Origin of the sequence: Rathayibacter sp. AY1D9 (genome assembly GCF_002932395.1) — a bacterium.
In the GTDB taxonomy this organism is placed as follows: Bacteria; Actinomycetota; Actinomycetes; order Actinomycetales; family Microbacteriaceae; genus Rathayibacter.
Genome location: NZ_PSVQ01000001.1, coordinates 296,899 through 320,916, shown reverse-complemented (window position 1 = coordinate 320,916; position 24,018 = coordinate 296,899). Strand labels below are relative to the sequence as shown.

Below are 24,018 nucleotides of genomic sequence, written 5' to 3'. Positions count from 1 at the left end.
GGGCTCGTCCCGGACTTCCTCTGTCACTCCGCTTCCGCGGTGACGGCCCTCCTCTCCTGTCGTCGCATCGAGACGGCCCCGATCGTCTGCGCGAGGACCGCGAGGACGACGAGGACGATGAGGGTCGGCGCGGTCCCTCCCGTGAGGGGGACGAGTATCCCGGCGCCGACGAGCAGGACGGCCTGGAGGATCCCCTGGTTGCGCTCCAGTCCGCGCATCACCGCGACCCGGGCGCCGTCCTCGAGCCCGTTCATCGCCGGCGCCAGGGCGATCATCGTCGCGGGCCGCACGAAGCCGCCCGCGATCCCGAGCAGGGCCAGGCCGGCGATCGCGGCGCCGAGCACCCCGAGGGTGGTCAGGGCGAGGCCCAGCACCTGGGTGAGCGCCGTCAGCCGGAAGACCAGGGGCGTGCCGGCGATGAGCGGCGAGAGCCGGGCGGCGGCCAGGCCGGCGAGCGTGTAGAGGCCGAGCACCAGGCCGAACGCGGGCAGCGTCAGACGCAGCTCCTGGAACAGCAGCAGCGGGATCACGAAGGTGTAAGCGGCGAGCAGGACGGCGCGGTTCACGGAGTAGTAGAGGGACCAGAAGCGCACCGCGGCGGGCAGGACGGCCGGCCGCACGGCGCGCGCCGCCACTCCCGAGGCGGCGCTCGCGCCGAGCGGCAGGCGGGCAAGGAGCACCACGGCCAGCGCGGCGCACGACACGAGCGCGCTGAGGAGGAACGGCAGCCGGTCCCAGAGCGCGAGCGAGGCGGCCCCGAGCACTCCCGCGCCGAAGGAGGCGAGGAACATTCCGCTCTGCACCCGCGTCTCCTGGCGGCGAGCATCGGCTCCGGCGCGCAGCGAGGAGGCCAGCGCGGCGTCCCGCCCGGCCGTCAGCGAGAAGCCGCAGCCGGCGAGCAGCTGGCTGATCACGACGGCGACCGGATCCGCGTCCAGCACGATCACGACGAGGCCCAGTGCCTTCACGCCCTCGCCGACGACGAGCGCGCCCGCCGAGGACAGGCGGCGTGTGAGCGGCGAGAGCGGGCCGTCGGCGAGCGCCGCCACCACTCCGTAGAGCGCCAGCAGCAGCGCCACGGCCAGGATCGGGTAGCCCCGCGCCAGCAGGAACACCGCGACCACGGGCAGGTGGAAGTAGGCGCGCGAGACGATCCGGTAGACCGTGATCAGCCCGGCGGCGCTGCGGCCGCGCGGGGCGTCCCCGCGCCCGAGGTCAGACAAGGGAGGGCACGACGACGTGCAGTGCGTCGGCGCCCACGTCGCCCTGACGGACGATCGACGCGCCGCCCACGAGGGAGACGATCGTGCTGCTCATCGTGGAGTCGGGGGCGGTGGTGCTGCGGATCAGGTAGTCGCTGTCGCCGCCGAGGTGCTCCGCGGCGAGGTCGAAGTCGACGAGTCCGGTCGACACCGTGCCGCTGATGTTGGCGGAGGTGGCCGCGAGCGGCAGGCCCGCGAATATCGAGAGCAGGTTGATCGGGGCGCTGAGGTTGTGCACGACCGACACCGTGTCCTGGCCCGAGGTGACCCAGTCCGGGACGACGGGCTTGCGGCGCAGGATGACGTTCAGCGGCCCCGGCCAGAACGCTGCGACGAGCGCGTCCATGTCGGCCGTCTCCGGGGCGAAGGCCCAGGTCGCCCAGTCGCGGGGCGCGGAGACGAAGAGGGTGAGCGGCTTCGCGCCGTCCCGCTTCTTCATGTCGTAGAGGCGGAAGCAGGCGCTGCGCGAGAAGGGGCTGGCGAACACGCCGTAGTTCGTGTCGGTCTGCGCGATGACGGTCGCGCCCTCGCGGAGCTCCTGCCCGACGCGCCGGAGCTCGTCGAGATCGGTCGCGTCGATGATCTGTGCCGTCATGGGTAGTGCTCCTGCTGCGCTCGGGCGCGTCCGGGCGGGGCCGGATCGCGTCGCTGTCGTGTGGCCCGCTGACGGCGGCGCCCCACGGAGGGCGCCTGGCGGGTCGGACGGCGGAGGCCGTCCGGATGCGGGTGACCACGGAGGAGAGATGCGGCTGCGTCCTCCCCCCGAGGACGTCTGCCCGGTGAAAGTAGCACGGTGCGCATCCGGCCCCTTCGTGTTCGCGACGCTGCATGACGAAAGAAGTCGTCGACGTCGGGGAGCAGGGTCGGGGATCGGTATGTTCCGCTGACGCGCCGCATCTCCGCGGCGTTCTCCCGGCTCCGCGGATCCGCGCGATCGTCCGTCTGGCGGCGCACCACGGCCGGGGCTGGACGGCTCGCGGCGACCCGGTCTCCGGGCCCTCCCGCTCCTCGACAGAAGGACCGCCCATGACCGACTACTGGCCCGCGCTCCTCATCCTGCTCACGATCGTGGCCGTCGTGGTCCTGATCGTCGTGCTGAAGGTCGAGCCGGTGATCGCCCTCCTCGTCTCGGCCCTCGGGCTCGGCCTCGTCTCGGGGCAGGGCGGCGAGGGGACGGTGACCGCGATGACGTCCGGATTCGGCGCGGTCCTCGGCGACATCGGCCTGCTGATCGCGCTCGGCCTGCTGCTCGGATCGCTCCTGGAGGCGCTGGGCGTGGCCCCGCTGCTCGCCCGCTGGCTCGTGAAGCGCTTCGGTCGGCGCGCGCTCCCGGTCGCCTACGCGCTGACCCTGGGCGTCGCCTTCCCCTCGATCTACTCCGACGTGCTGGTCGTGATGAGCGCACCGCTGACTCGTCTGGCCTCGCGGGGGCTCGGTGCCGGTGGCTACGGGCTGCTGGCCGGCTCCTCCATCGTCGGGATGATCGTGGGCGTGGTCTTCGTCGTCCCCGGAGCCGCCGCGCTGGCCACGGCAGGCATTGCGGGCGCTCCCCTGCCGTCGATGGTCGCCATCGGCGCCCCGCTGGGCATCGTCACCATCGTGCTGACCGTGCTGGTGTACAGCGCCCTGGTGAAGCGCGGCGGCTGGCGGGACGAGCGCGACCTCGAGGGCGGGGCGGTCCCGGGGCCCGCTCTCGAGCCCGAGGCGGGCGCGGCCACGGGAGGCACGGCGCTCGCGACGCGGCGGGTGCCGCTCGCGCTGGCCGTCGCTCCGATCGCCCTCACCATCGTGCTGATCGCCGCGAACTCGCTCACCCAGCTGGCCGAGCTCGACGTCCCCCTTCTGCGGTTCCTCGGCGACGCGCACATCGCGCTGCTGGCCGGCTTGGTGCTGGCCTACGCGACGGCACTGCGGACGCTCCCGAAGGGCGCCGTGGCCACGGCACTGGGCGGAGCACTGACCCGCAGCGGCCCGATCGTCGTCCTGACCGGGGTCAGCGGCAGCCTCGCCGCCGTGGTCGGAGGAACCGGGGTCGGCGACGCGCTCGCCGGCGCCTTCGACGGGCGGGCCCTCTCGCCGATCCTGCTCACCTGGGTCGTCGCGGCCGTGCTGCACGCGGCGATCGGCTCGGTCTCGACGGCCGCGATCACCGCGGTCGGCATCGTCGCCCCGCTGATCCCCGTGCTCGACGTGAACCCGGCGCTGATCGCCCTGGCCGCCGGCTCCGGCGCGCTCTTCCTCGGGATGGTCAACGCCAACGCGTTCTGGCTCTTCAAGTCCGTGCTCGGCCTCACCGTGCGGGGCACGTTCACCGCCTACTCGCTGACGCTCTCGATCGCCTCGGTGATCTCGCTGCTGGCGCTGCTGGTGGCGGGAACGTTCGTCTGAGCGTCGGCCGGCCCCCACGAGGCCACGCTCGCGAGGTCGGCGCCGAACTCGACCCGGAGGCGCACGGGCGCGCCCCCGCGCAGCACGCCCGGCAGCCAGAGGCGGGCGTCATCCCACATCCGCTCGAACGGCACCTCCTCGACCGGGACGAACGCGGCGGCTAGCTCGCTCGACTCGGTGACCTCGCCGGTGACGCGGCGGCAGAGGAAGACGTGCGAGCGCTGACTCCACGCCGGCCGGTGGGGGAAGGAGTAGTCGAGCACGCCGCGCGGCTCCAGGTCGGCCGGGAGGGCGACCAGCCCCGCCTCCTCCTCCAGCTCGCGGACGGCCGCGTCGACGGGCGACTCCCCGGGCTCGAGCTTGCCGCCGGGGGCGACCACGCGGCCCTCGCCGAGGCCCCTGCGCTTGCAGCCGAGGAGCACCTCCGCGCCCCGCGGGCCGTCGCGGAGGACGTAGACGACGCAGACCTCGGGCAGCCCCACCGCGCACCTCCGCTCCGACGGGCCGGGGGCCCGGCACCGCCGTCGTAGGCTAGCCCGGTGACGACGACCGCGCTCGAGCGCTTCCAGGCCCTGCTGCGCGTCGACACCGTGTCCCACTCGGACGAGTCGGCGACCGACTGGAGCCGCTTCCACGCCTTCCGGGAACTCGTCGCCGAGCTCTACCCGGCGCTGCACGCGGCGCTGGAGTCCGAGACCGTCGCCGGCCACTCCCTCCTCTGGCGCTGGCGCGGTGAGGAGCCGGGCGAGCCGGCCGTGCTGATGGCCCACTACGACGTGGTCAGCGTGACGGCGGCGGAGTGGTCGCACGACCCGTTCGCGGCCGAGACGGTCGTCGCCGCGGACGGCCGCACCTCCGTCGTGGCGCGCGGCGCCCTCGACGACAAGGGCTCCCTCGTCGCCCTCCTCGAGGCGGTCGAGGCGGCCGTCCTGCGGGGCGAGCGGCCCCGGCACGACGTGTACCTCCTCTCCACGCACAACGAGGAGACGGCGGGCGACGGCGCCCCCTCGGTCGTCGCCCTGCTCGGCGCGCGCGGGGTCCGCCCGCGCCTCGTGCTCGACGAGGGCGGGAACGTGCGGCGCGGCATCCTGCCCGGCGTCACCACCCCGATCGCCGTGATCGGCGTCACCGAGCGCGGGATCATGAACCTCGAGCTGACCTGCCGCGACGTCGGCGGCCACGCCTCCGCTCCGCCGCCCCCGCCCGGGCTGCTCGCCACCCAGCGGCTCGCGAGGGCGATCCACCGCCTGACCGAGAACCCGTTCCCCTCGACCCTCCCGGAGCCGATCGCCCAGCTGGTGCGCGCGGCGGCCGACCACGCGGACGCGGCCCACGCCGTCTGGTACGCCCGCCCGCACGAGCACCCGGACGCCGTCGTCGGCGCGCTCGCCGCCCACTCCAACCGCTCGGCCGCGATGCTGCGGACGACGGTCGCGATCACCGAGCTGCGCGGCAGCACCGGAGCGAACGTCCTCGCCTCCAGCGCCAGCGCCACCGCGAACGTGCGGATCAACCCGGGCGGCACCGTGGCGGGCGTGGTCGAGCGCATCCGCGCCGTCATCGACGACCCGGAGGTCGAGGTCGAGGTGAAGGTCGCCCACGAGCCCTCCCCCGTCTCCCCCACCGGCGAGCGCGGCGACGGCGGGCCGTACGACCTGCTCCGCGCGGTCGTCCAGGAGTCGTTCCCGGACGCGGTCGTCGCCCCCTACGTGCAGACCGGCGGCAGCGACGCGCGGCACTTCCACGCGATCAGCGACCACGTCTACCGCTTCATCCCGTTCGAGATCAGCCCGCGGCAGCAGCTCGGGATCCACGGGGTCGACGAGTCGGTCGAGGCCGACCAGTTCGAGCGCGCGATCGCCTTCTACGCGCGCCTGCTCGCCCGGCTCTGATCGCGGCGGTCCTCCGGGGTCCGGGAGGACCGCGCAGCGACCGGCAACCTGGGAGAACCGTTCGATGACGCGCCGACCGGTGTTGGCCCGGAGTTCACCCCGCGATGATGGACTGGTCGCAGCGGGGTCGCCTCCGCTGGAGCAGTGCGCAAGTGCCGACGCCGGGTCGCGTGATCCGGCTCCCGCCGATCGTGGAACCCGAGGATCATGTCCCTCCGCCAGGCCGAGTACCCCCGGCCCAACCACTTCATCCTTCACCTGAGCGACACCCACTTCATCGCCGGAGACGGCGGCCTGTACGGCTCCGACGTCGACAGCGAGGCCCAGCTGCGGCTCCTGTTCGACGAGCTGGAGGCGTCCGGCGGACGTCCGGAGGCCATCGTCATCACGGGTGATCTCGCCGACAAGGGCGAGCCGGAGGCGTACGCGAAGCTGCGCGCCGTCGTCGAGCCCGCGGCCGCACGCCTCGGCGCCGAGGTGATCTGGGTGATGGGCAACCACGACGACCGCGGCGCGTTCCGCTCGGGGCTGCTCGACCAGCTCCCGACCACGCAGCCGATCGACCGCGTGCACGACGTCAACGGGCTCCGGATCATCGCGCTGGACTCCACCGTGCCCGGCGCCCACTACGGCGAGATCTCGGACGCGCAGCTCGACTGGCTGGCGGAGGAGCTCTCCAGCCCGGCCCCGCACGGCACGATCCTCGCGCTGCACCACCCGCCGGTGCCGAGCGTGCTCGACCTCTCGGTCCTCGTGGAGCTGCGCGACCAGCCCGCCCTCGCGGAGGTGCTCGAGGGCTCCGACGTCCGCAGCATCATCGCGGGCCACCTGCACTACTCGTCGACGGCGATGTTCGCCGGCATCCCGGTCTCGGTCGCGTCGGCCACCTGCTACACCCAGGACCTCAACGTGCCGGTGGGCGCGACCCGCGCCCGCAACGGCGCCCAGGCGTTCAACCTGATCCACGTCTACGACGGCACGGTGCTGCACTCGGTGGTGCCGATCGGCGCCTCGACCGAGGTGTCCTACGTCTCGGCGAACGAGACGCAGCGGATCCTCGCGGACCACGGCGTCGAGATCGCCGCGGCGACGGCGGCCCCGGTCGCCCGGGACGAGGAGCTCTACCCGCCGCTCGTGGAGCGGGTGGGCGTCAGCGCGTAGCGACGCGACGGGGCGTCGGGGTCGCCCCGACGCCACCGGGCGCCGCGTCGACCGCGTCCTCGGACACGGCCGGCGGTGTCAGCGCCCGCCGGCGCGGTCCCGCGCGAACAGCCATCCGGCGAAAGCCAGCGCCGCGGCCAGCGCGACGCCCACGCCGACGCCCGCTCCCACTCCGATGCCCGGGAACACGAGCGAGCTCGCCAGGCCGAGCAGCAGCCCGGCCACCGCTCCCCCGACGGCCCAGCCCACGGTCAGTCCTCGCGCTCCCACGGAGCCGGGATCGGGTAGTACTCCTCGAGGAACCCGATGACGGCCTTGGTGCGCGCCTCCGCCGAGATCTCGGGGAAGCTGCCGTCGTTGAGGCAGAAGAAGTCGACTCCGCGGTTCTTGAGGAGCTTGCGCATGTCCTTCAGCCCCTGGTGCATCGTCGTGTCGACGTACTTCACCGAGGCGTTCTCCTGCACGACCGCGCGGCCGGTCATCAGCGCGTAGTAGTGGTAGAGCGAGTTGGTGACGGAGACGTCGCTCGCGGAGCGGAAGCGGCTCGCGGCGGTCGCGGTGAACTCCGGCTCGAACTCGGCCTCGAGCTCGGCCATCACGGTCTTGCGGAGCGGCGTGGCGGCGTGCTCGAGGTGACGGGTCGTCATCGCGCCGAAGCGCTCGCGGAGCAGGCGCCGGTTGACGCGGGCCGCGTTCTCGAAGCCGCTGCGGGAGGCGTTGGAGTCGCCCATGCCGATGCGCGTCGTCGCCTCGATGAACTTCGTGATGCCCCCGGGCGAGAAGAAGATCGACGGGTCGACCGGGCGCCCGAAGAACATGTCGTCGTTGGAGTAGAGGAAGTGCTCCGCCAGCCCCGGGATGCGGTGCAGCTGGCTCTCGACCGCGTGGGAGTTGTGCGTCGGCAGCACCGAGAGGTCGCGGAAGTGGTCCTCGCTGCGCACGAGGGTGACGTCCGGGTGCTCGTCCAGCCAGCGCGGGCGCGGGGAGTCGGTGACGATGTAGATGTGCCGGATCCACGGCGCGTACATGTAGACGCTGCGCAGGGCGTACTTGAGCTCGTCGATCTGGCGGAAGCGCGCCGGAGCGTCGTCGCCCTCGCCCACCACGTAGCTCGCCATGCGGGCCGCACGGGCGCGCTGGAACTCCAGGTCGGTGCCGTCGACCCACGAGAAGACGATGTCCACCTCGAAGCGGATGTCGCTGACGAGCGGCTCGAACATGCCCTCGAACGTCGGCCAGGTGCGGCCGTACGCCTCGACGTGGGCGTCGATGGCTTCGGCGACGGGGAGGCTGTTGCGCATGAGCGCGTTCTCGGCGGGAGTGATGATCTCCTCCTCGCCCACCTTCCACAGCTCGAGGCGGACGCCGCTGCGGGCGCCGTAGCGCAGCGATCCCGTCGAGGAGACGCGCGGGCGGAAGAGCTTGAAGACGGAGGCGCGCGGGTACGGCGCGAGCACGCCCTCGGCCAGGAGCTGGGGCGGGGTGCCCCGCTTGTCGACCGTCTTGGCGTAGAAGGGCTCGGTCGCGAAGGCACGCGCCAGCAGCGTGGCCAGCTCGGCGCCGAGCACGCGGTCCACCGCGAGGAAGGGCGAGCCGTCGGTGCCGCGGATGAGGCGGTAGGGGAATTCGGCGGCGTCGAGGACCTCGCCGATGGCGATCAGGTCCTCGGTCCAGGCCGCGCGGGGCGTCGTACTCGAGTTCACCAGCGAGAACAGGCCGGCATGGACCACGACGTCGTCGCGGTCGAAGTGGCGCGGGCGCAGGAGCGGTGACGGAAGAGCACGGACGGAAGGCATGATTCACATTATCCGCCGTGGATTTCGTCCGTGTGACCGGGCCGTCGGCTTGACAGCGACCGCGGGGCCGCACGGTCAGCGCGAGAGCGACCCCAGACGGTCCCCCGCCTTCTCCGCGGCCTTCGCGGCCCGCCTGGCGCGGTGCCGCTCCTCGGCGGCGACGACCCCCAGCGCGAAGGCCCCCTCCCCGCTGCGATCGGCCTCCTTCAGGATCAGCGCACGGGCGGCGAGCGCGTCGCGCTCCTCCCCCAGGGCGTCGGCGAGGTCCTCGCCCGCCTCGGCGAGCGAGCGGCGCCGGGCGCCGACGGCCTCGGGGACGACCGCCCGCCACGCCTCCACGGTGTAGCGGAGACGCTTCGCCGCCTTCCGCAGGTCGTGTCTGGCCTCGAGCGAGCCGCCGGCCGCCGCGGAGCCCGCTGCGGAGATGCGCGCGAGGTCCTTCGCGACGGAGCGGCGCACCAGCGCCGTCGCGCTCGAGCCCGCCCGCGCGGTGCGGGGCGGGTCCGCGAGCAGGGCGTCGAGCGAGGCGAGGAGCGCGAGGTAGCGGCCGCCGCGCAGAGTGCGGTCGACGCGGCGCAGCGCCGCGGCGTGCCGGTGCTCGATCTCCTCCAGCAGGGCGGAGGGGGAGCTCGGGGCGCCCTCGACGGCCGCCAGGGAGGCGCGGAACCGCTCGGCGAGCACCTCCTGATCGCGAGCCGCGCCGAGGACCCCTCCCAGCCAGCGCAGCTCGTCCCGCACGGGGTCGGTCGCCGCACGGTCGAGCACGGAGCGGGAGGCGGCGAGGACGGACCGGAGCCGGCGCGCGAGCACGCGCATCCGATGCAGGGCGTCGTCGGCCTCGAGGCGCACCCGCGGGTCGACGGCGCGCAGCTCGCGCAGGAGCGAGCGGACCGCGGCGAGCGCCGCCTCCCCGCCGTTCCGCGGATCCGGGACCGCCTCCTCGATCGGGCCGCCGGTGGCCCGGGCGAGCTTGGAGGCGCTGGCGGCCGGGCGGGCGCCCGCGGCGAGGAGGCGCTGCTCGATCGCGTCGAGGACCCGCTCGCCCTCGTCCCCAGGGACGTCGACGAGCTCGACCTCCCACTCCCTCCAGCGCCGCTCGCGGCCGGTGCGCTGGTCGCGCGCGGTCACCAGGTCGTCGGCGATCTCGGCGAGCTCCCGCCCGTGGGAGTCGAGGGCGCGGGTGATCGAGCGGACCGTCTCGAGCAGCGCCAGCGGCTCGAGCGGCGCGCGCCCCACCTGCCCGAGCACCGGCTCGCGGACGGCGGACGGGACCGTGCGCGAGGCCGTGAGCTCCGCGTGGATCTCGGTGCGGCCGGAGGAGCCGGGCAGCTTGACGTGCCAGCCCTGGTCGGATCCGCCCTCGCGGCGGCGCAGCGTGATCCGCGCCCGGGACAGAGCGCGCTCGGCGGTGTCGAAGTACTCGGCGCGGAGGGTCACCGGCTCCTCGGTGCGGACGCTCGCGACGCTCCCGGTGCCGGTCAGGTCGGGCAGCCGGGTGCCCGCGTCGACGTCGTACTTGCGCTCGACCTCGGTCTGCACTCTCCGCGCACCGCCCGCCCGGGACGTCGCCGACTCGTTCTCCGCACCGCTGGCCATGCTCCATTGTGATCACGCCCGGCGCCGCTGCGGCACCCCGGGCGGCCAGGGGCGCCCTCGCCCTAGGCTGGAGCGATGACCGCGCCCGTTCCGCCCGTCGCCCGCCGCGTCCCCCTCGAGCGCCGCCACCACGGCGACGTGGTGGTCGACCACTACGAGTGGCTGCGCGAGAAGGAGAGCCCCGAGGTGATCGCGCACCTCGAGGCCGAGAACGCGTACACCGAGGCGGTGCTGGCTCCTCTCGCTCCGCTGCGCGAGCGCCTGTTCGAGGAGATCCGCTCGCGGACGAAGGAGACCGACCTCTCGGTCCCCGTCCGGGAGGGCTCCTGGTGGTACTTCTCGCGCTCCTACGAGGGCCGCCAGTACGCCGTGCACTGCCGAGCGCCGATCAGCGGGCCGGACGACTGGACGCCGCCGTCGATCGCCGAGGGCGGTCCGCTCGAGGGCGAGCAGGTCGTCCTGGACGGCAACGCGGAGGCGGAGGGGCACGACTTCTTCTCGCTCGGCAGCTTCGACGTCTCGGCGGACGGCCGACGGCTGCTCTTCGGCACCGACGTCGAGGGCGACGAGCGCTACACCCTCCGCATCCGCGACCTCGAGACCGGCGAGGACCTGCCGGACGTCATCGAGGGCACCGGCGGCGGAGCGACCTTCGGCGCGGACGCGCGCTTCGTCTTCTACCCGACCGTCGACGAGTCCTGGCGCCCCGACACGATCTGGCGGCACGAGGTCGGCGCCGGGACCCCGGACGAGGTCGTCTTCGCCGAGCCCGACGAGCGCTACTGGATCGGCGTGGGCCTCACCCGCAGCCGCCGCTTCCTCGTCATCGAGATCGGCAGCAAGATCACGAGCGAGTGCCTGCTGCTGGACGCGTCCGACCCGACCGGCTCCTTCCGCTCGGTGTGGCCGCGCCGCGAGGGCGTGGAGTACGAGGTCGAGCACGCCGTCGTCGACGGGCACGACCGCCTGCTGATCGTGCACAACGACGGCGCCCTCGACTTCGAGATCGTCGAGGAGCCGGCCGACCTGTCGCTCGACGCCGACGCCCGGGCCCGCGAGCGCCGCGTGGTGGTGCCGCACCGCGAGGGTCGCCGGATCGAGGGCGTCGACGCCTTCGCCGGGCACGTCGTCGTCTCGTACCGCGCCGACGGAGCCACCCGGCTCGGGCTGCTCCGCGAGGACGGCGCCGGAGCGCGGCTCGAGGAGATCGTCTTCGACGAGCCGCTCTACGACGCTGGCCTGGCGGGGAACCCGGAGTGGGAGCAGCCCTCCCTCCGCCTCGCCTACACCTCGTTCGTCACCCCCTCGACCGTGCTCGCGCTCGACGTCGCGACGGGCGAGCGCACGGTGCTCAAGCAGCAGCCGGTGCTCGGCGACTACGACCCCGCGCTGTACGTGCAGAGGAGGGAGTGGGCCGTGGCGGAGGACGGCACGCGGGTGCCGCTCTCGCTCGTCTGGCGCCGCGACGCCGCCGATCCGGACTCGGCCCCCGCGCCGCTCCTCCTCTACGGCTACGGCTCGTACGAGGCGAGCATCGACCCTGGCTTCTCGATCGCGCGCCTCTCGCTGCTCGACCGCGGCGTCGTCTTCGCCGTCGCGCACGTCCGCGGCGGCGGGGAGATGGGCCGCTCCTGGTACGAGAACGGGAAGACGCTGGCGAAGCGGACGACCTTCACCGACTTCGTCTCCGCGGCGCGGCACCTGGTCGACGCGGGCTTCACCTCTCCGGCCCGCCTGGTCGCGCAGGGAGGGTCGGCCGGCGGCCTGCTGATGGGCGCGGTCGCGAACCTCGCCCCGGAGGCGTTCGCGGGTGTCCTCGCGCAGGTCCCGTTCGTCGACGCGCTCACCTCGATCCTCGACCCGTCGCTCCCGCTCACGGTGATCGAGTGGGACGAGTGGGGCGACCCGCTGCACGACGCCGAGGTGTACGCCTACATGAAGTCGTACTCGCCCTACGAGAACGTCCGCGAGGGCGTGCAGTACCCCCGGATCCTCGCGACGACGAGCCTCAACGACACCCGGGTGCTGTACGTGGAGCCGGCGAAGTGGGTGGCCAGGCTCCGCGAGGTCGGCGCTCCCGCGCTGCTGCGCACCGAGATGACAGCGGGACACGGCGGAGTGAGCGGACGCTACGAGCGCTGGCGCGAGATCGCGTTCGAGTACGCCTGGACGCTGGACGTGCTCGAGCTGGCCTGAGCGCCCCGCCGCAAGCCCCTCCGCCCGTCGTCCGCGGCCAGTAGGGTTCGGGGTGCCGACGGAGGGAAGAGCATGAGCGCAGGCCTGTCGATCGACCGCATCGCCGCATGGGTGGCGGACCAGAGGTGGTACGCGAGCAAGGGGCGGCGCCCCGAGCTGGAGGTCCGCGGCGCCTGGTCGCTGCACCCCGGCGAGGCGGAGGTGGTGGACCACCTCTTCATCGACCGGGCAGGCACCAGCCCGGTGCTGTACCAGGTGCCGGTGACCGTCCACGCGGCTCCGGTGCCCGGGCTCGAGGACGCCCTCGTCTACTCCGACGACTCGCACTACGTGTACGACGCTCCGCGCGACCCGGTGTTCGCCCGCGCCCTGCTCGGGATGATCGCCGACGGTGGCCGCTCCGACGAGGACGGCGCCCAGGGCGGCGCCCGCGCCGAGGGCCACCGGCAGCCGGGTGCCGCGATCGGGGCGTTCGCGTCCTCGAAGGTGCTCAGCGGCGAGCAGTCGAACACCTCGGTGATCGTCCGCACCACGGCCGACGACGGATCCGACGCGACGCCGGTGATCGTCAAGGTCTTCCGCGCCCTCCACCACGGCGACAACCCGGACGTGACGGTGCAGTCGGCGCTCAACGCCGCCGGGAGCGCCCTCGTCCCGCCCGTGATCGGCAACGTGACGGGCGAGTGGGACGACGAGGGCGAGGAGACGGGCCGCGCCTTCGGGCACCTCGCCTTCGCGCAGGAGTTCCTCCCCGGGGTCCAGGACGCGTGGCGCGTCGCCCTCGAGGCGGTCGCCGCCGACTCCGACTTCACCGGACCCGCCCGCGAGCTGGGCCGCGCCACCGCCGAGGTGCACGCGACGCTGGCGGAGGTCATGCCGACCGAGGACACCACGTCCGAGGTCGTCGAGCGGATGGTCGCGGCCATGCGCCGTCGCCTGCGCATCGCCTCGGCCGAGGTCCCCGTGATCGCCGAGGACTCGGAGGCGATCGAGGCCGTGTTCCGCGCCGCCGAGACCGCGCCGTGGCCGAGGCTCCAGCGCATCCACGGCGACTACCACCTCGGGCAGGTCCTGTCCGTGCCCGATCGCGGCTGGGTGCTCCTCGACTTCGAGGGCGAGCCGCTGCGGCCCATGCACGAGCGCCGTCTTCCCGACGTGGCGCTGCGCGACGTGGCGGGGATGCTGCGCTCCTTCGACTACGCGGCGGGTGCGCACGAGCAGGCCGAGCCGGGCGCCTCGAGGGCGGCGTGGGCGGCGGCGAGCCGTGCCGCGTTCCTCGAGGGCTACGCCGAGCAAGCGGGCGACGCGGTCACCGCGCACCGGGCGGTGCTCGACGCGTTCGAGCTCGACAAGGCCGTCTACGAGGCGATCTACGAGGCGCGCAACCGGCCGGAGTGGCTGTCGATCCCGGTCGCCGCGGTGCAGCGCCTCGCCGGACGCTCGTAGGGTGGCAGGCATGAGCGACGACATCGACGACAAGAAGCCCCTGGACCCGCTGAGCGACTTCAGCATCCCGGGCGACACCGATCTGCACACGACCGGCGATGCCTCGGGCGCGGACGGCGACGAGGTCGCGGAGCCCGGAGCGGACGAGGACTGAGCCGCCTGCTCTGCGGGGCCGGCCGCCGGCTCGGCTCCGCGGAGCCGGCGGCCGGCCTAGCCCAGCGGGGCGAGCGGCTCGACCGCCGGCCCCTCCAGCACCGTCCCGTCGGCTGCGAAGCGGGAGCCGTGCAGCGGACAGTCCCAGCTGCGCTCCGAGTCGTTCCAGGTGACGATCCCGCCCAGGTGCGGGCACACCGCCGACACCGCGCAGCGCCTCCCCTCGACGGTGGAGACAGCGACGGGCTGCAGGCCGTCGCGGGCGAGCGAGCCCTGGCCCTCCGCCGGCACCACCCCGGCCGAGCGGGGCGCGCGGAGCGCTGCCGACCAGCCGCGGGCGTACCAGGCGCCCACCGCCAGCCCGGCGCCGAGCCCCTCCGCCATCACCCGCGGCAGCGTGGGCCGGCGGTGCAGCGTCCTCGCCCAGGCCGGCGTCCCGCCCTCGAGGTCGGCGACGAGCGTCATCGCGGCCTGCACCGCGTTGGTCATCCCCCACTTGTCGTAGCCGGTCGCCAGGAAGATCCGTCCGCGGCCCCGCGGCAGCCAGCCCACGAACGGCACACGGTGGAACGGCTCGTAGTCCTGGGCGCTCCACTGCGCGACCGGCTCCGCCCCCGGGAAGGACCGCCGCGTCCAGGCGACCAGGTCGTCCACCGCCTCCGAGGTGACGGGCCTGCGCCCCACCGGGTGGCCGTTGCCGCCGATCAGGAGGAGCCGCTCGCCGTCGCGCTCGGCGTCGCGCACCGAGCGGGACGGCTCGTCGACCGAGAGGTACATGCCGTCGGGGATCGGCGCGTCGGTGCGGAACGCGACCGCGTACGAGCGCAGCGCGGCGATCTTGGCGAAGTAGAGGCCGCGGTCGAGGATCGGCGCGCCCGTGAGCAGGTAGGCCCGGTCCCCGGTCACCGGGCCCGCGCTGGTGCGGACCCGGACAGGAGCGGTCGCTCGCATCCCGAGGGCCCGGACGCCCTGTACCAGGGTGCCCCCGGCGGCGCGGAAGTCGGCGGCGAGCGCCGTGAGGACGTCCATCGGGTCGAACTGGGCCTGGTCGTCGAGGGCCACGGCCGCCGTGCTGGGGAAGGGCACGTCGAGCTCGCCGACGAGGCGGGTCGCGAGGCCGAAGCGGCGCGCGGTCGCGTGCTCCTTCAGGACGGCGTCCACGCCCTCGGGCGTCTGCGCGTAGCTGTAGGCGGTGCGCCTCTGCACCGGCACGCCCGCGCCCTCGCAGTAGCCGAGCAGCCAGCGGAAGCCCGCGAGGTTCGCCGCGACGTAGGCCTCGGTCACCGCGGGGATGTTGCGCTCCGCGATCCGGGAGAGGTGCGCTCCCTGCAGGAGGCTGAGCTTCGCCGTCGTGTTCCCGGTCGTGACCGCGCCGACCTCCCGCGCCTCCAGCACCAGCACGCGCCGGCCGGTCCGCTGCAGGAGGAGCGCGGTGACCAGCCCGGTGAGTCCGGCGCCGACCACGACGTCATCGAAGTGCGCGCCCGGCATGAACTCGTCGGAGGGGATCGGAGCCGCGCCCGCCCGCCAGAGGGAGCGGGGCCGCGGGGCCGTCGTGGTCGTGTCCTCCGGAGTCATCGGGAGTCCCTCCGTTCAGGGGCCGGACGGCCCGTGAGCGACGCTACGCGGAGCCTCCGGGACCGTCACGGTGTTGACACGTCGCGGGACGCGGGCTCAGAGCCAGCCCCACCGCTTGAAGAGCCGGTGCAGCACCACGCTCGAGGCGAGCATCGCCGCGAGCGCCGCTGGGTACCCCCACGCCACGTGCAGCTCGGGCATCACGTCGAAGTTCATGCCGTAGATGCTCGAGATCATGGTCGGCGCGAAGAAGATGGCCGCCCAGGCGGAGATCCGCTTGACCTCGTCGTTCTGCTGGTTGCCCACCTCCGCGAGCTTCTTCATGTCCTCGTTCTGGCGCTGGGCGACGAGGGTCGCGTTCACCGCCAGGATCTCCCGCAGCGTGGTGCGGAAGCCGTCGACCCGCTCGGTGACGAGCGCGACGTGGTCGGCGACGTCGCGGATGTAGCGGCGCAGCTCCACATCCGACTGGAACACCTCGAAGTCGGTGACGAGCCGCCCGAGCATGCCGGTCAGCGGAGCGACCGCACGCTGGAAGTCCAGCACCTCCTGGCTGAGCTCGTAGATGCGTCGGGACACCGCCGGGTCGCCCTCGAAGACCTGCGCCTCGATCTCGTCGATGTCGTTCTCGAGACCGGCGACGACGGGCGAGTACTGATCCACGACGGCGTCGAGGATCGCGTACAGCACGGCGACCGGGCCGACGCGCAGCAGCTCCGGATCGGCCTCCATCCGCCGCCGCACCAGCGAGAGGTCGGGCTTCTCGGAGTGGCGGACCGTGACGACGAAGTTCGACCCCACGAACAGGTGGAGCTCGCCGAAGTCGACCTCCTCGCGCTGGTCGGAGTAGCTGGCGGCGCGCAGCACCACGAACATGTCGCTGCCGTACCGCTCGAGCTTGGGCCTCTGGTGCGCGCTGATCGCGTCCTCGAGGGCGAGCGGGTGCATCGAGAACTCGTCCTCGAGCGCGGCGAGCTCGGCCGCGTTCGGCCGGTACAGCCCGATCCACGCCATCGCGTCGGGCAGCTTCTGCAGGGCGGCGAGCGCCTCCGGGATGCTGCCGGGAGAGACGACCCGGCGGCCGTCCTGGTAGATCGCGTTGTCGACCGTGCTGGTGCGGGCCGGCTCGTCGTCCGGGCGCAGACGCTGGATGGGAGCGGTGTCCTCGGCGGCGGCGCGGGTGCGCGAGCCCAGACCCAGGATCGTCGCGGGGACGCGGGGCAGCTTCACGACCATCTCCTCTGCTCGACCGACGCCCTATTGTGCACCTCCCGGTGAACGGGAGGTGTCCGCTGCGCCGCCGGTGTCGGAGGGCCTCACTAGCCTGGAGTCGCTCCCCCGGACGACGCAGAGGAAGGACGACCGTGAAGCTGCTGCACACCTCGGACTGGCACATCGGCCGCTCCTTCCACGGGCACTCCACGACGGCGGCGCTCGCGACCGTGCTCGAGGCCCTGGTCGAGACGGTGCGGGCCGAGCGCGTGGACGCGGTGCTGATCGCCGGCGACGTCTTCGACTCCGCCGTGCCCGCCGCGGAGCACTACACCCTCCTCACCCGCACCCTCGAGGCGATCCGCGCGGCCGGCGCCGAGGTCGTCCTCACCAGCGGCAACCACGACTCCCCCGCCCGGCTCGGCTTCCAGGCCGGGCTCCTGCGCGGGGCGGGCGTCCACGTCCTCACCGACCCCGAGGCGTACGCCGAGCCGGTCGTGCTGCGGGACGCGTCCGGGCTCGAGGTCGGCGTCCACGGCATCCCCTTCCTCGAGCCCGCCCTCTACCGCCACCGGCACCCGGAGCAGCAGCTGCGCCGCCACGAGGACGTGCTCGCCTTCGCGATGGCGCGGGTGCGCGCCGCCGCCGAGGCGGCGGGCCGTCCCTGGGTCGTACTCGCGCACTGCTTCGCGGTCGGAGCCCCGGCCGCGGTCCTCGAGCGCGACATCACGGCGGGCGGGCTCGACTACGTCTCGGTCGAGCACTTCGCCGCGGCCGACTACGCGGCGCTCGGGCACATCCACGGACGCGCCGAGCTGCTGCCGGGAGTGCGCTACTCCGGAGCGCCGCTGCACTACTCGTTCGGCGAGGCGTCGAAGCCGCGCGGCGCCTGGCTGGTGACGATCGGGCCCGAGGGGCTCGAGGGCGTCGAGTGGTCGCCGCTCCCCGTACCGAGGAGGCTCAGCGTGATCGAGGGCGAGCTCCAGCAGCTGCTGCGCGATCCCTCCCTGGCCGAGGTGGAGGGCGACTGGGTCTCGGCGGTGCTCACCGATCCCGTGCGCCCGCTCGACGCGATGGCGCGCCTGCAGTCGCGCTTCCCCGGCTGCGCCACGCTCGAGCACCGGCCCCCGCACGCCGCGGCCGAGCCGCGCGCGTACGCCGAGCGGATCCGCGGGCGGAGCGACGTGGAGGTCGTCGACGACTTCCTCGCCCACGTCCGCGGCGGCCACGGCGCCACGGACACCGAGCGCGCCCTCACCCTCGACGCGCTCGCTGCCGTCGAGGCCGAGGCTCTGCGGTGAGGATCCGCCGGCTCGCCTTCGCCGGGCTCGGACCGTTCCGCGCCGAGCAGTGCGTCGACTTCGACCGGCTCGAGGACGTGGGCGTGTACCTCATCGCCGGGCGCACCGGAGCGGGCAAGTCGACGATCCTCGACGCGATCGCGTTCGCGCTCTACGGCTCGGTCCCCCGCTTCGACGGCACCGCCTCGCGCCTCCGGAGCGACCACAGCGGCCCCGAGGACGAGACCTTCGCCGAGCTCGACTTCGAGGCGGCGGGGCGCGTCTACCGCGTCCGGCGCTCGCCCGAGTACGAGCGGCCGAAGCGGCGCGGCACCGGCACCACGACCCAGCCGGCGAAGGTCGAGCTGCTGGAGCAGGTCGACGGCGCCTGGGTCGGGCTCTCGTCGAGCGCGAAGGAGGTGGGCGCCGACATCGGCCGGATCGTCGGCCTGACGAAGGACCAGTTCCTCCAGGTGATCCTGCTGGCGCAGAACCGCTTCCACGAGTTCCTGCTCGCGAAGAACGACGACCGGCAGCGGCTCCTGCGCACGCTCTTCGCGACCGAGCGCTTCGATCTGCTCCGCCGCCGCCTGCTCGAGCAGCGCGACGCGAGCGCCGTCGGGCTCGAGGAGGAGCGCGCGGCCGTGACGGCGCTCGCGGACGAGGCCGTCCGGCTCCTCGATGACGGAGCCGAGCCGCCTCTGCCGGACGCCGCCTGGTTCGCCGGGCTGCCGGCGCGGCTCGCCGCTCCGCTCGAGGCGGCCCGGGCCGGCTCCGCCGCGGCCGACGCGGCGCACGAGGCCGCGGGCACCGCTCTCGACGAGGCACGGCGCATCGCCCGGGGCCAGGAGCGGCGCCGGCGCGCCCTCATCGAGGCGGAGGAGCTCGTGGTCGCCGAGGCGCACGTCGAGCAGCAGCGGGCCGCGATCGAGCGCGCGCGCCGGGCCGACGGCGTGCTGCCGCTGCTCCGCTCCGCCCGGGCAGCCGCCGAGAAGGAGCGGGCCGCCCGGCAGCAGCGCGACCTCGCCGCCGACGCCTACGGGGACGCGTCCGGGGGCCCGGCCGCCGAGACGGCCGAACGGCTCGCCGCTGTCCTCGGCGCCCTCGCCGAGGCGCTGGCAGAGGAGCGCCGGCTCCCCGACGCGGAGCGCGTCGCCGAGCGGTCCGCACGCGCCGAGCAGGCGGCGGCGACCGCGCTCGCGGGGATCGAGGCGGAGCTGCGCGAGCTGCCCGCCCGCGTCGACGCGCTCGCCGCCGAGGAGGAGTCCCTGGCCGGGGAGGCCGCCGCCGTCCCCGCGCGCGTCGACGCGCTCGCCGCGCTCGAGCGGAGGATCGCCGCGGCCCTCAAGCGCGATCTCACTGCGGCGGGCCTGCAGCAGCTCCGCACGGCCTACGCCGACGCGGCGCGCGTCCACGGCGAGCGCGCCGCGGAGCAGGCCGCCCTGATCGCGCGCCGGTTCGCCGGGTTCGCCGGGGAGCTCGCCGAGCGGCTGGAGCCGGGCGAGCCCTGCCCCGTCTGCGGCTCGTGCGAGCACCCCCGCCCGGCCGAGCACGACGGCCCGACGACGGTCGGCACCGACGACCTCGACCGGGCCCGCGTCGCGGTGGAGCGCGCCGCCGCCGCCCTCGACGGCGCCCGCGAGCGCGAGGGAGCCGCGGCTCGGGCTCTCGCGGCGCTCGAGGAGCGCGTGGGCGAGGACGCGGATCCGGAGTCGCTCCGCCCGGCGCACGAGGAGCGGCTCGCCTCGGCGCGCCGCGCCGCCGCCCGCATGGAGGAGCTGCGGCGCGAGCGCATCCGGCTGCGCACCCGGATCGACGCTCTCACGACCGGGCGGGACGCCGCTCGTGAGGAGCACCGCGCCCGCGCCGACGAGTCCGCCCTCGCCGCTGAAGCGCTGCGGCTGCTGCGGGAGCGCGTCGAGGCCTTCCGCGACGGCGCGACGAGCGTCGCCTCGCGCGTCGAGCAGCTGAACGCCCAGCGCCGTCGTGCCGTCGCCCTGGTCGAGGCCGAGGAGGCGGCCGTCTCGCGGTCCGAGGCCGCCGCCGCCGCCCGGGAGGAGCTCGCCGAGGTCCTCGCCGAGCGCGGCTTCACGACCGCCGAGGAGGCCGAGTCGGCCGCGCTGGCCAGCGGGGACCGGGCGCGGGCCGAGGCCGTCGTCGCCGAGCACGAGCGACGGCGGAGCGCGACGGAGGCGGTGCTCGCCGACCCGGAGCTCCGCGGACTGCCGGGCACGGCCGTCGACCTCGCCGACGCCGAGGGGCGCTCGCGCGAGGCCTCCGCCCGTCGCGACGAGGCGCGAGCCGGCCTCTCCGTGCTCGAGCACCGCTCGGAGCGCCTGGCCGAGCTCGCCGCGACGGCCGCGGGCCGCCTCGCGGTGCTGGGTGAGCGCCTCCGCCGCCACGAGGAGCTGCGCGCGCTGGCCGAGACCGTCTCCGGCCGGGGGCAGAACACGCGCCGGATGGACCTCGAGGCCTTCGCCCTCGCCGGACGTCTGGAGGAGATCGTGACCGCGGCGAACCTCCGCCTCGACGCGATGACCAGCGGCCGCTACGCGCTCGCCCACGACGACTCGCTCGCCTACCGCGGCGCCGCCTCCGGCCTCGGGATCGACGTGCTCGACGCCTTCACCGGCGTCCGCCGGCAGCCCGCCTCGCTCTCCGGCGGCGAGACGTTCCTCGCCTCGCTCGCCCTCGCCCTCGGCCTCGCCGACGTGGTGACGGCGCAGTCCGGCGGCATCTCGCTCGAGACCATGTTCATCGACGAGGGCTTCGGCTCGCTCGATGCCGAGACGCTCGAGACGGCGCTCAGCACGCTCGACGAGCTGCGGTCGGGCGGTCGGACGATCGGCCTGATCAGCCATGTCGACGCGATGCGCGAGCGGCTTCCGATCGGCCTCCGCGTCGCGGTGGGGCCGCGCGGCGACTCTACGATCCTCACCGGCTGAGCGGCCGCTCACGGGCGAAGGGGCGACGACGTCCCGCTGGCTCCTCTCGCACTGCAGCAGCGAGCGCGCCCGCGCCCGCTGCTAGGGTCGTGCGCAGTGACACGGGGTGCCCGCCAGGGCTGAGAGAAGACCCGTTGAACCTGATCTAGTTCGTACTAGCGAAGGGATGTCGCGAATGAGCATTCGCACGCCTGTCCACCCGACCCTCCCCGCCGACGCGGCGCCCGACCCGGCGTCCGTGGGTCGCGATCTCGCCGAGCTCCGCGCCGCCGGGCCCCTGGTGCAGTGCATCACGAACGCGGTCGTCACCGGCTTCACCGCCAACAGCCTCCTGGCCCTCGGCGCCAGCCCGGCGATGTGCGACCTGCCCGGCGAGGCGGGCGTCTTCGCGGGCCTCGCCTCGGCCGTGCTCGTCAACCTCGGCACGCCCGGAGCGGAGCAGCGCGAGGGTGCTCGCGAGGCGGTCGCCGCGGCCGGACGCGCCGGTACCCCGTGGGTGCTCGATCCGGTCGCCGTGGGCCCGCTGCCCGTCCGCACCGCTCTGGCGGTGGAGCTGCTCGAGGCGCGGCCCGCGATCATCCGCGGCAACGCCTCCGAGATCCTCGCCCTCGCGGGAGCCGGTGCGGGCGGCCGCGGCGTGGACGCCGTCGACACCGCCGAGCAGGCGCTCGACTCCGCCCGCGTCCTCGCCCGCCGCACCGGAGGCGTGGTCGCCGTCTCGGGAGCGGTCGACCTCGTCACCGACGGCGAGCGGATCGTCCGGGTCACGGGGGGCCACCCGCTGCTGACCCGCGTGACCGGCGGCGGCTGCGCGCTCGGCGCCGTGATGGCGGCGTTCCTCGGCGCGGGCGCCCGCCCGCTCGACGCGGCCGTCAGCGCTTCCGCGGTCTGGGGCCTCGCCGCCGAGCGGGCCGCCGCCGCGAGCAGCGGTCCCGGATCCTTCGCCGTCGGCCTCCTCGACGCCCTCGCTGCCCTCCAGCCGGCCGACGCCGAGGCCGGGGCGCGCATCGCATGAGCCTCGACCTCTCGCTCTACCTCGTCACGGACACCGCCCAGTGCGGCCAGCGCGGCGTGCCCGCGGTGGTCGCCGCCGCCGTCCGGGGCGGAGTCACGACCGTGCAGATCCGCGATCACGACGCCCCCGCCGCCGAGCTCGTCGCCCTGACCCGGGCCGTCGCCGCCGTCCTCGACGAGCGCACGACCCTGCTGGTCGACGACCGCGTCGACGTCGCCCTCGCCGCCCGCCTCGCGGGCGCCCGCGTCCACGGCGTCCACCTCGGGCAGTCCGACCTCCCCGTCACCGCCGCCCGCTCGCTGCTCGGTCCCGACGCGGTGATCGGGCTCACCGCGAACACCCCCGAGCACCTCGCCGCCGTCCGTGCCCTGCCCGCGGGGACGGTCGACTACCTCGGCGTCGGCGTCATCCGGCCCACCGCGACCAAGCCCGACCACCCCGCTCCCCTCGGTGTCGACGGGTTCGCCGCCCTCGCCGCGGCCGCGGCGCTGCCCTGCGTCGCCATCGGCGGAGTCGGAGCCGCGGACGCGGGGCCACTCCGCCTCGCCGGTGCGGCCGGCCTCGCGGTCGTGTCGGCGCTCTGCACGGCCGCCGACCCCGCGGCGGCCGCCCGCCTGATCCGAGCGGAGTGGGACCGGTGACCGCCGGCGCACGCGTCCCCCGTGTCCTCAGCATCGCCGGCACCGATCCGACCGGCGGTGCCGGCGTCCAGGCCGACCTCAAGTCGATCGGCGCGCTCGGCGGCTACGGCATGGCGGTCGTCACCGCGCTCGTCGCGCAGAACACGCACGGGGTCCGCTCCGTGCACCTGCCACCCGCCGCGTTCCTCCGCGAGCAGCTCGACGCGGTGAGCGACGACGTCACGATCGACGCGGTGAAGATCGGGATGCTCGCCACGGCCGAGTACGCCGGAGTCGTCGCCGAGTGGCTCGACGAGGTCCGCCCGCCCGTCGTGGTCGTGGATCCGGTGATGGTCGCGACCAGCGGTCACCGGCTGCTCGCTCCCGAAGCCGAGGACGCCGTGCGCGACCTGCTCCGCCGCGCCGACCTGCTGACGCCGAACCTCCCCGAGCTGGGCGTGCTGGCCGGAGAGCCGACCGCCTCCGACTGGCCGGCCGCGCTCGCGCAGGGAGCGGCACTCGCCCGCGCCCTCGACGCCGCCGTGCTGGTGAAGGGCGGCCACCTCGACGGCCCCGCCACCCCGGACGCGATCGTCACCCCCGACGGCCTCGTGCGCGAGGTCCCCGGCGAGCGCGTCGCCACCTCGAACACGCACGGCACCGGGTGCTCGCTCTCGTCCGCGATGGCGACGCTCCTGGCCGGGCGCGACGCCTCCTCCGACGCCCTGGTCGAGGCGCTGACGGAGGCCAAGGAGTGGCTGACCGGCGCCCTGCGCGCCGCCGACGCCCTGGAGGTCGGCACCGGCAACGGCCCGATCGACCACTTCCACCGGCAACGTCCTCCGGCGTTCTGCGCGGACGTCTGGGAGCGGACCCGGACCCTCCGCGACGAGATCGACGCGCTCCCGTTCGTGCGGGCCCTCGGCGACGGCTCCCTCGGGCGGGAGGACTTCGAGTGGTACCTCGAGCAGGACGCTCTCTACCTCACCGAGTACGCCCGCGTCCTGGCCGTGGCGGCGCAGCGCGCGCCGACCACCGCCGAGCAGGTCTTCTGGGCCGAGGGCTCGGCGTCCGCCCTCGCGGCGGAGGCGCAGCTGCACCGCGACCGGCTCGGGACCAGGGACGCGGCTCCCGCGCCCGTGACCCGCGGCTACACCGACCACCTGCTCGCGGTCGCCGCGCGGGGCGGCTACGGCGAGATCGTCGCCGCCCTGCTCCCCTGCTTCTGGCTCTACGCCGACGTCGGGTCGCGCCTCGCCGCCTCCGGGCACCCCGAGCACCCCTACGCGGACTGGCTGCTCACGTACGGCGACCCGGTCTTCGCGACGGCCACCGAGCGGGCGATCGAGTTCACGGAGCAGGCCGCCCGCGACGCCTCACCGAGGCAGCGCGCCGCGATGAGGGACGCGTTCCTGCGGTCGAGTTCGTTCGAGAAGGACTTCTTCGCCGCACCGCTCGCCCGGACCGGCTGAGCTCTC

The 24,018-nt window shown here is 74.7% G+C and carries 19 protein-coding genes and 1 riboswitch; of the genes, 11 read left to right on the top strand and 8 right to left on the bottom strand.

Annotation, left to right across the window (positions count from 1 at the left end):
* Nucleotides 1–23 precede the first annotated feature (23 nt).
* Together C5C50_RS01450 and C5C50_RS01445 are read right to left on the bottom strand one after the other, a co-directional pair.
* The gene (locus C5C50_RS01450) at nt 24–1,223 is read right to left on the bottom strand and encodes a hypothetical protein (RefSeq protein WP_104225617.1); all 1,200 of its coding nucleotides are present in this window, start codon (nt 1,221–1,223) and stop codon (nt 24–26) included.
* On the bottom strand, nt 1,216–1,857 hold the full coding sequence (locus C5C50_RS01445; protein ID WP_104272686.1) for an L-threonylcarbamoyladenylate synthase: 642 nt from the start codon (nt 1,855–1,857) through the stop codon (nt 1,216–1,218). Before C5C50_RS01445 ends, C5C50_RS01450 begins: the two co-directional genes overlap by 8 nt.
* 431 nt (nt 1,858–2,288) lie before the next feature.
* On the opposite strand from C5C50_RS01445, the gene C5C50_RS01440 reads away from it, so the two are divergent.
* A complete protein-coding gene (locus C5C50_RS01440; RefSeq protein ID WP_104225615.1) occupies nt 2,289–3,650 on the top strand; it encodes a GntP family permease in 1,362 nt (453 codons plus the stop codon).
* Here C5C50_RS01440 and C5C50_RS01435 read toward each other — a convergent pair.
* Nucleotides 3,578–4,132 (bottom strand): 8-oxo-dGTP diphosphatase, encoded by a 555-nt coding sequence (locus C5C50_RS01435; protein ID WP_181128716.1) that lies wholly within the window; start codon nt 4,130–4,132, stop codon nt 3,578–3,580. The two genes, C5C50_RS01440 and C5C50_RS01435, sit on opposite strands and share 73 nt — an antisense overlap.
* A 57-nt stretch (nt 4,133–4,189) precedes the next feature.
* Here C5C50_RS01435 and C5C50_RS01430 point away from each other — a divergent pair, with 57 nt between their 5' ends.
* Nucleotides 4,190–5,542, top strand: coding sequence for a M20/M25/M40 family metallo-hydrolase (locus C5C50_RS01430; RefSeq protein WP_104262523.1), 1,353 nt, complete (start codon nt 4,190–4,192; stop codon nt 5,540–5,542).
* A 207-nt stretch (nt 5,543–5,749) separates the two neighbouring features.
* Nucleotides 5,750–6,703: a phosphodiesterase gene (locus tag C5C50_RS01425; protein ID WP_104262522.1), complete on the top strand. Its 954-nt coding sequence runs from the start codon at nt 5,750–5,752 to the stop codon at nt 6,701–6,703.
* 78 nt (nt 6,704–6,781) lie between these two features.
* Here C5C50_RS01425 and C5C50_RS16795 read toward each other — a convergent pair whose 3' ends face one another.
* The 3 genes from C5C50_RS16795 to C5C50_RS01415 all read right to left on the bottom strand — a co-directional run bounded on the left by C5C50_RS16795 (nt 6,782) and on the right by C5C50_RS01415 (nt 10,095).
* On the bottom strand, nt 6,782–6,952 hold the full coding sequence (locus tag C5C50_RS16795; protein WP_159939285.1) for a hypothetical protein: 171 nt from the start codon (nt 6,950–6,952) through the stop codon (nt 6,782–6,784).
* Between the two features lie 2 nt (nt 6,953–6,954).
* Nucleotides 6,955–8,499, bottom strand: a complete 1,545-nt coding sequence (locus tag C5C50_RS01420) for a stealth family protein (RefSeq protein ID WP_104233778.1) — start codon at nt 8,497–8,499, stop codon at nt 6,955–6,957.
* A 75-nt stretch (nt 8,500–8,574) separates the two neighbouring features.
* Nucleotides 8,575–10,095, bottom strand: a complete 1,521-nt coding sequence (locus tag C5C50_RS01415; protein WP_104272685.1) for a CYTH and CHAD domain-containing protein — start codon at nt 10,093–10,095, stop codon at nt 8,575–8,577.
* A 75-nt stretch (nt 10,096–10,170) separates the two neighbouring features.
* Between C5C50_RS01415 and C5C50_RS01410 the strand changes: the two genes are divergently transcribed.
* The 3 genes from C5C50_RS01410 (at nt 10,171) to C5C50_RS16790 (ending at nt 13,891) form a co-directional block, all read left to right on the top strand.
* The gene (locus C5C50_RS01410; RefSeq protein WP_104272684.1) at nt 10,171–12,291 is read left to right on the top strand and encodes a S9 family peptidase; all 2,121 of its coding nucleotides are present in this window, start codon (nt 10,171–10,173) and stop codon (nt 12,289–12,291) included.
* 72 nt (nt 12,292–12,363) lie between these two features.
* Nucleotides 12,364–13,737: a phosphotransferase gene (locus tag C5C50_RS01405; protein ID WP_104223072.1), complete on the top strand. Its 1,374-nt coding sequence runs from the start codon at nt 12,364–12,366 to the stop codon at nt 13,735–13,737.
* 10 nt (nt 13,738–13,747) lie between these two features.
* Nucleotides 13,748–13,891 carry a hypothetical protein gene (locus C5C50_RS16790; RefSeq protein WP_181133803.1) on the top strand — a complete coding sequence of 48 codons (144 nt, stop codon included), beginning with the start codon at nt 13,748–13,750 and terminating at the stop codon, nt 13,889–13,891.
* A gap of 56 nt (nt 13,892–13,947) precedes the next feature.
* Here C5C50_RS16790 and C5C50_RS01400 read toward each other — a convergent pair whose 3' ends face one another.
* Together C5C50_RS01400 and C5C50_RS01395 are read right to left on the bottom strand one after the other, a co-directional pair.
* Complete coding sequence (locus C5C50_RS01400) at nt 13,948–15,468, bottom strand: FAD-dependent oxidoreductase (protein ID WP_104272683.1); 1,521 nt, start codon at nt 15,466–15,468, stop codon at nt 13,948–13,950.
* A gap of 96 nt (nt 15,469–15,564) precedes the next feature.
* Entirely contained in the window at nt 15,565–16,704 is a 1,140-nt protein-coding gene (locus C5C50_RS01395) for a magnesium and cobalt transport protein CorA (RefSeq protein WP_104223070.1), read from the bottom strand.
* A gap of 128 nt (nt 16,705–16,832) precedes the next feature.
* Here C5C50_RS01395 and C5C50_RS01390 point away from each other — a divergent pair, with 128 nt between their 5' ends.
* The 5 genes from C5C50_RS01390 (at nt 16,833) to thiD (ending at nt 24,012) form a co-directional block, all read left to right on the top strand.
* Nucleotides 16,833–17,981 carry an exonuclease SbcCD subunit D gene (locus C5C50_RS01390; protein ID WP_104272682.1) on the top strand — a complete coding sequence of 383 codons (1,149 nt, stop codon included), beginning with the start codon at nt 16,833–16,835 and terminating at the stop codon, nt 17,979–17,981.
* A complete protein-coding gene (locus tag C5C50_RS01385; protein WP_104272681.1) occupies nt 17,978–20,905 on the top strand; it encodes an AAA family ATPase in 2,928 nt (975 codons plus the stop codon). Before C5C50_RS01390 ends, C5C50_RS01385 begins: the two co-directional genes overlap by 4 nt.
* Before the next feature lie 92 nt (nt 20,906–20,997).
* Nucleotides 20,998–21,089, top strand: a riboswitch (TPP riboswitch).
* Nucleotides 21,081–21,920, top strand: coding sequence for a hydroxyethylthiazole kinase (thiM, locus tag C5C50_RS01380; protein ID WP_104272680.1), 840 nt, complete (start codon nt 21,081–21,083; stop codon nt 21,918–21,920). Its footprint overlaps the riboswitch before it by 9 nt.
* A complete protein-coding gene (thiE, locus tag C5C50_RS01375) occupies nt 21,917–22,561 on the top strand; it encodes a thiamine phosphate synthase (protein ID WP_104268497.1) in 645 nt (214 codons plus the stop codon). Before thiM ends, thiE begins: the two co-directional genes overlap by 4 nt.
* Nucleotides 22,558–24,012 (top strand): bifunctional hydroxymethylpyrimidine kinase/phosphomethylpyrimidine kinase, encoded by a 1,455-nt coding sequence (thiD, locus tag C5C50_RS01370; RefSeq protein WP_104272679.1) that lies wholly within the window; start codon nt 22,558–22,560, stop codon nt 24,010–24,012. The genes thiE and thiD overlap by 4 nt, the downstream gene beginning before the upstream one ends.
* Nucleotides 24,013–24,018: the final 6 nt, after the last annotated feature.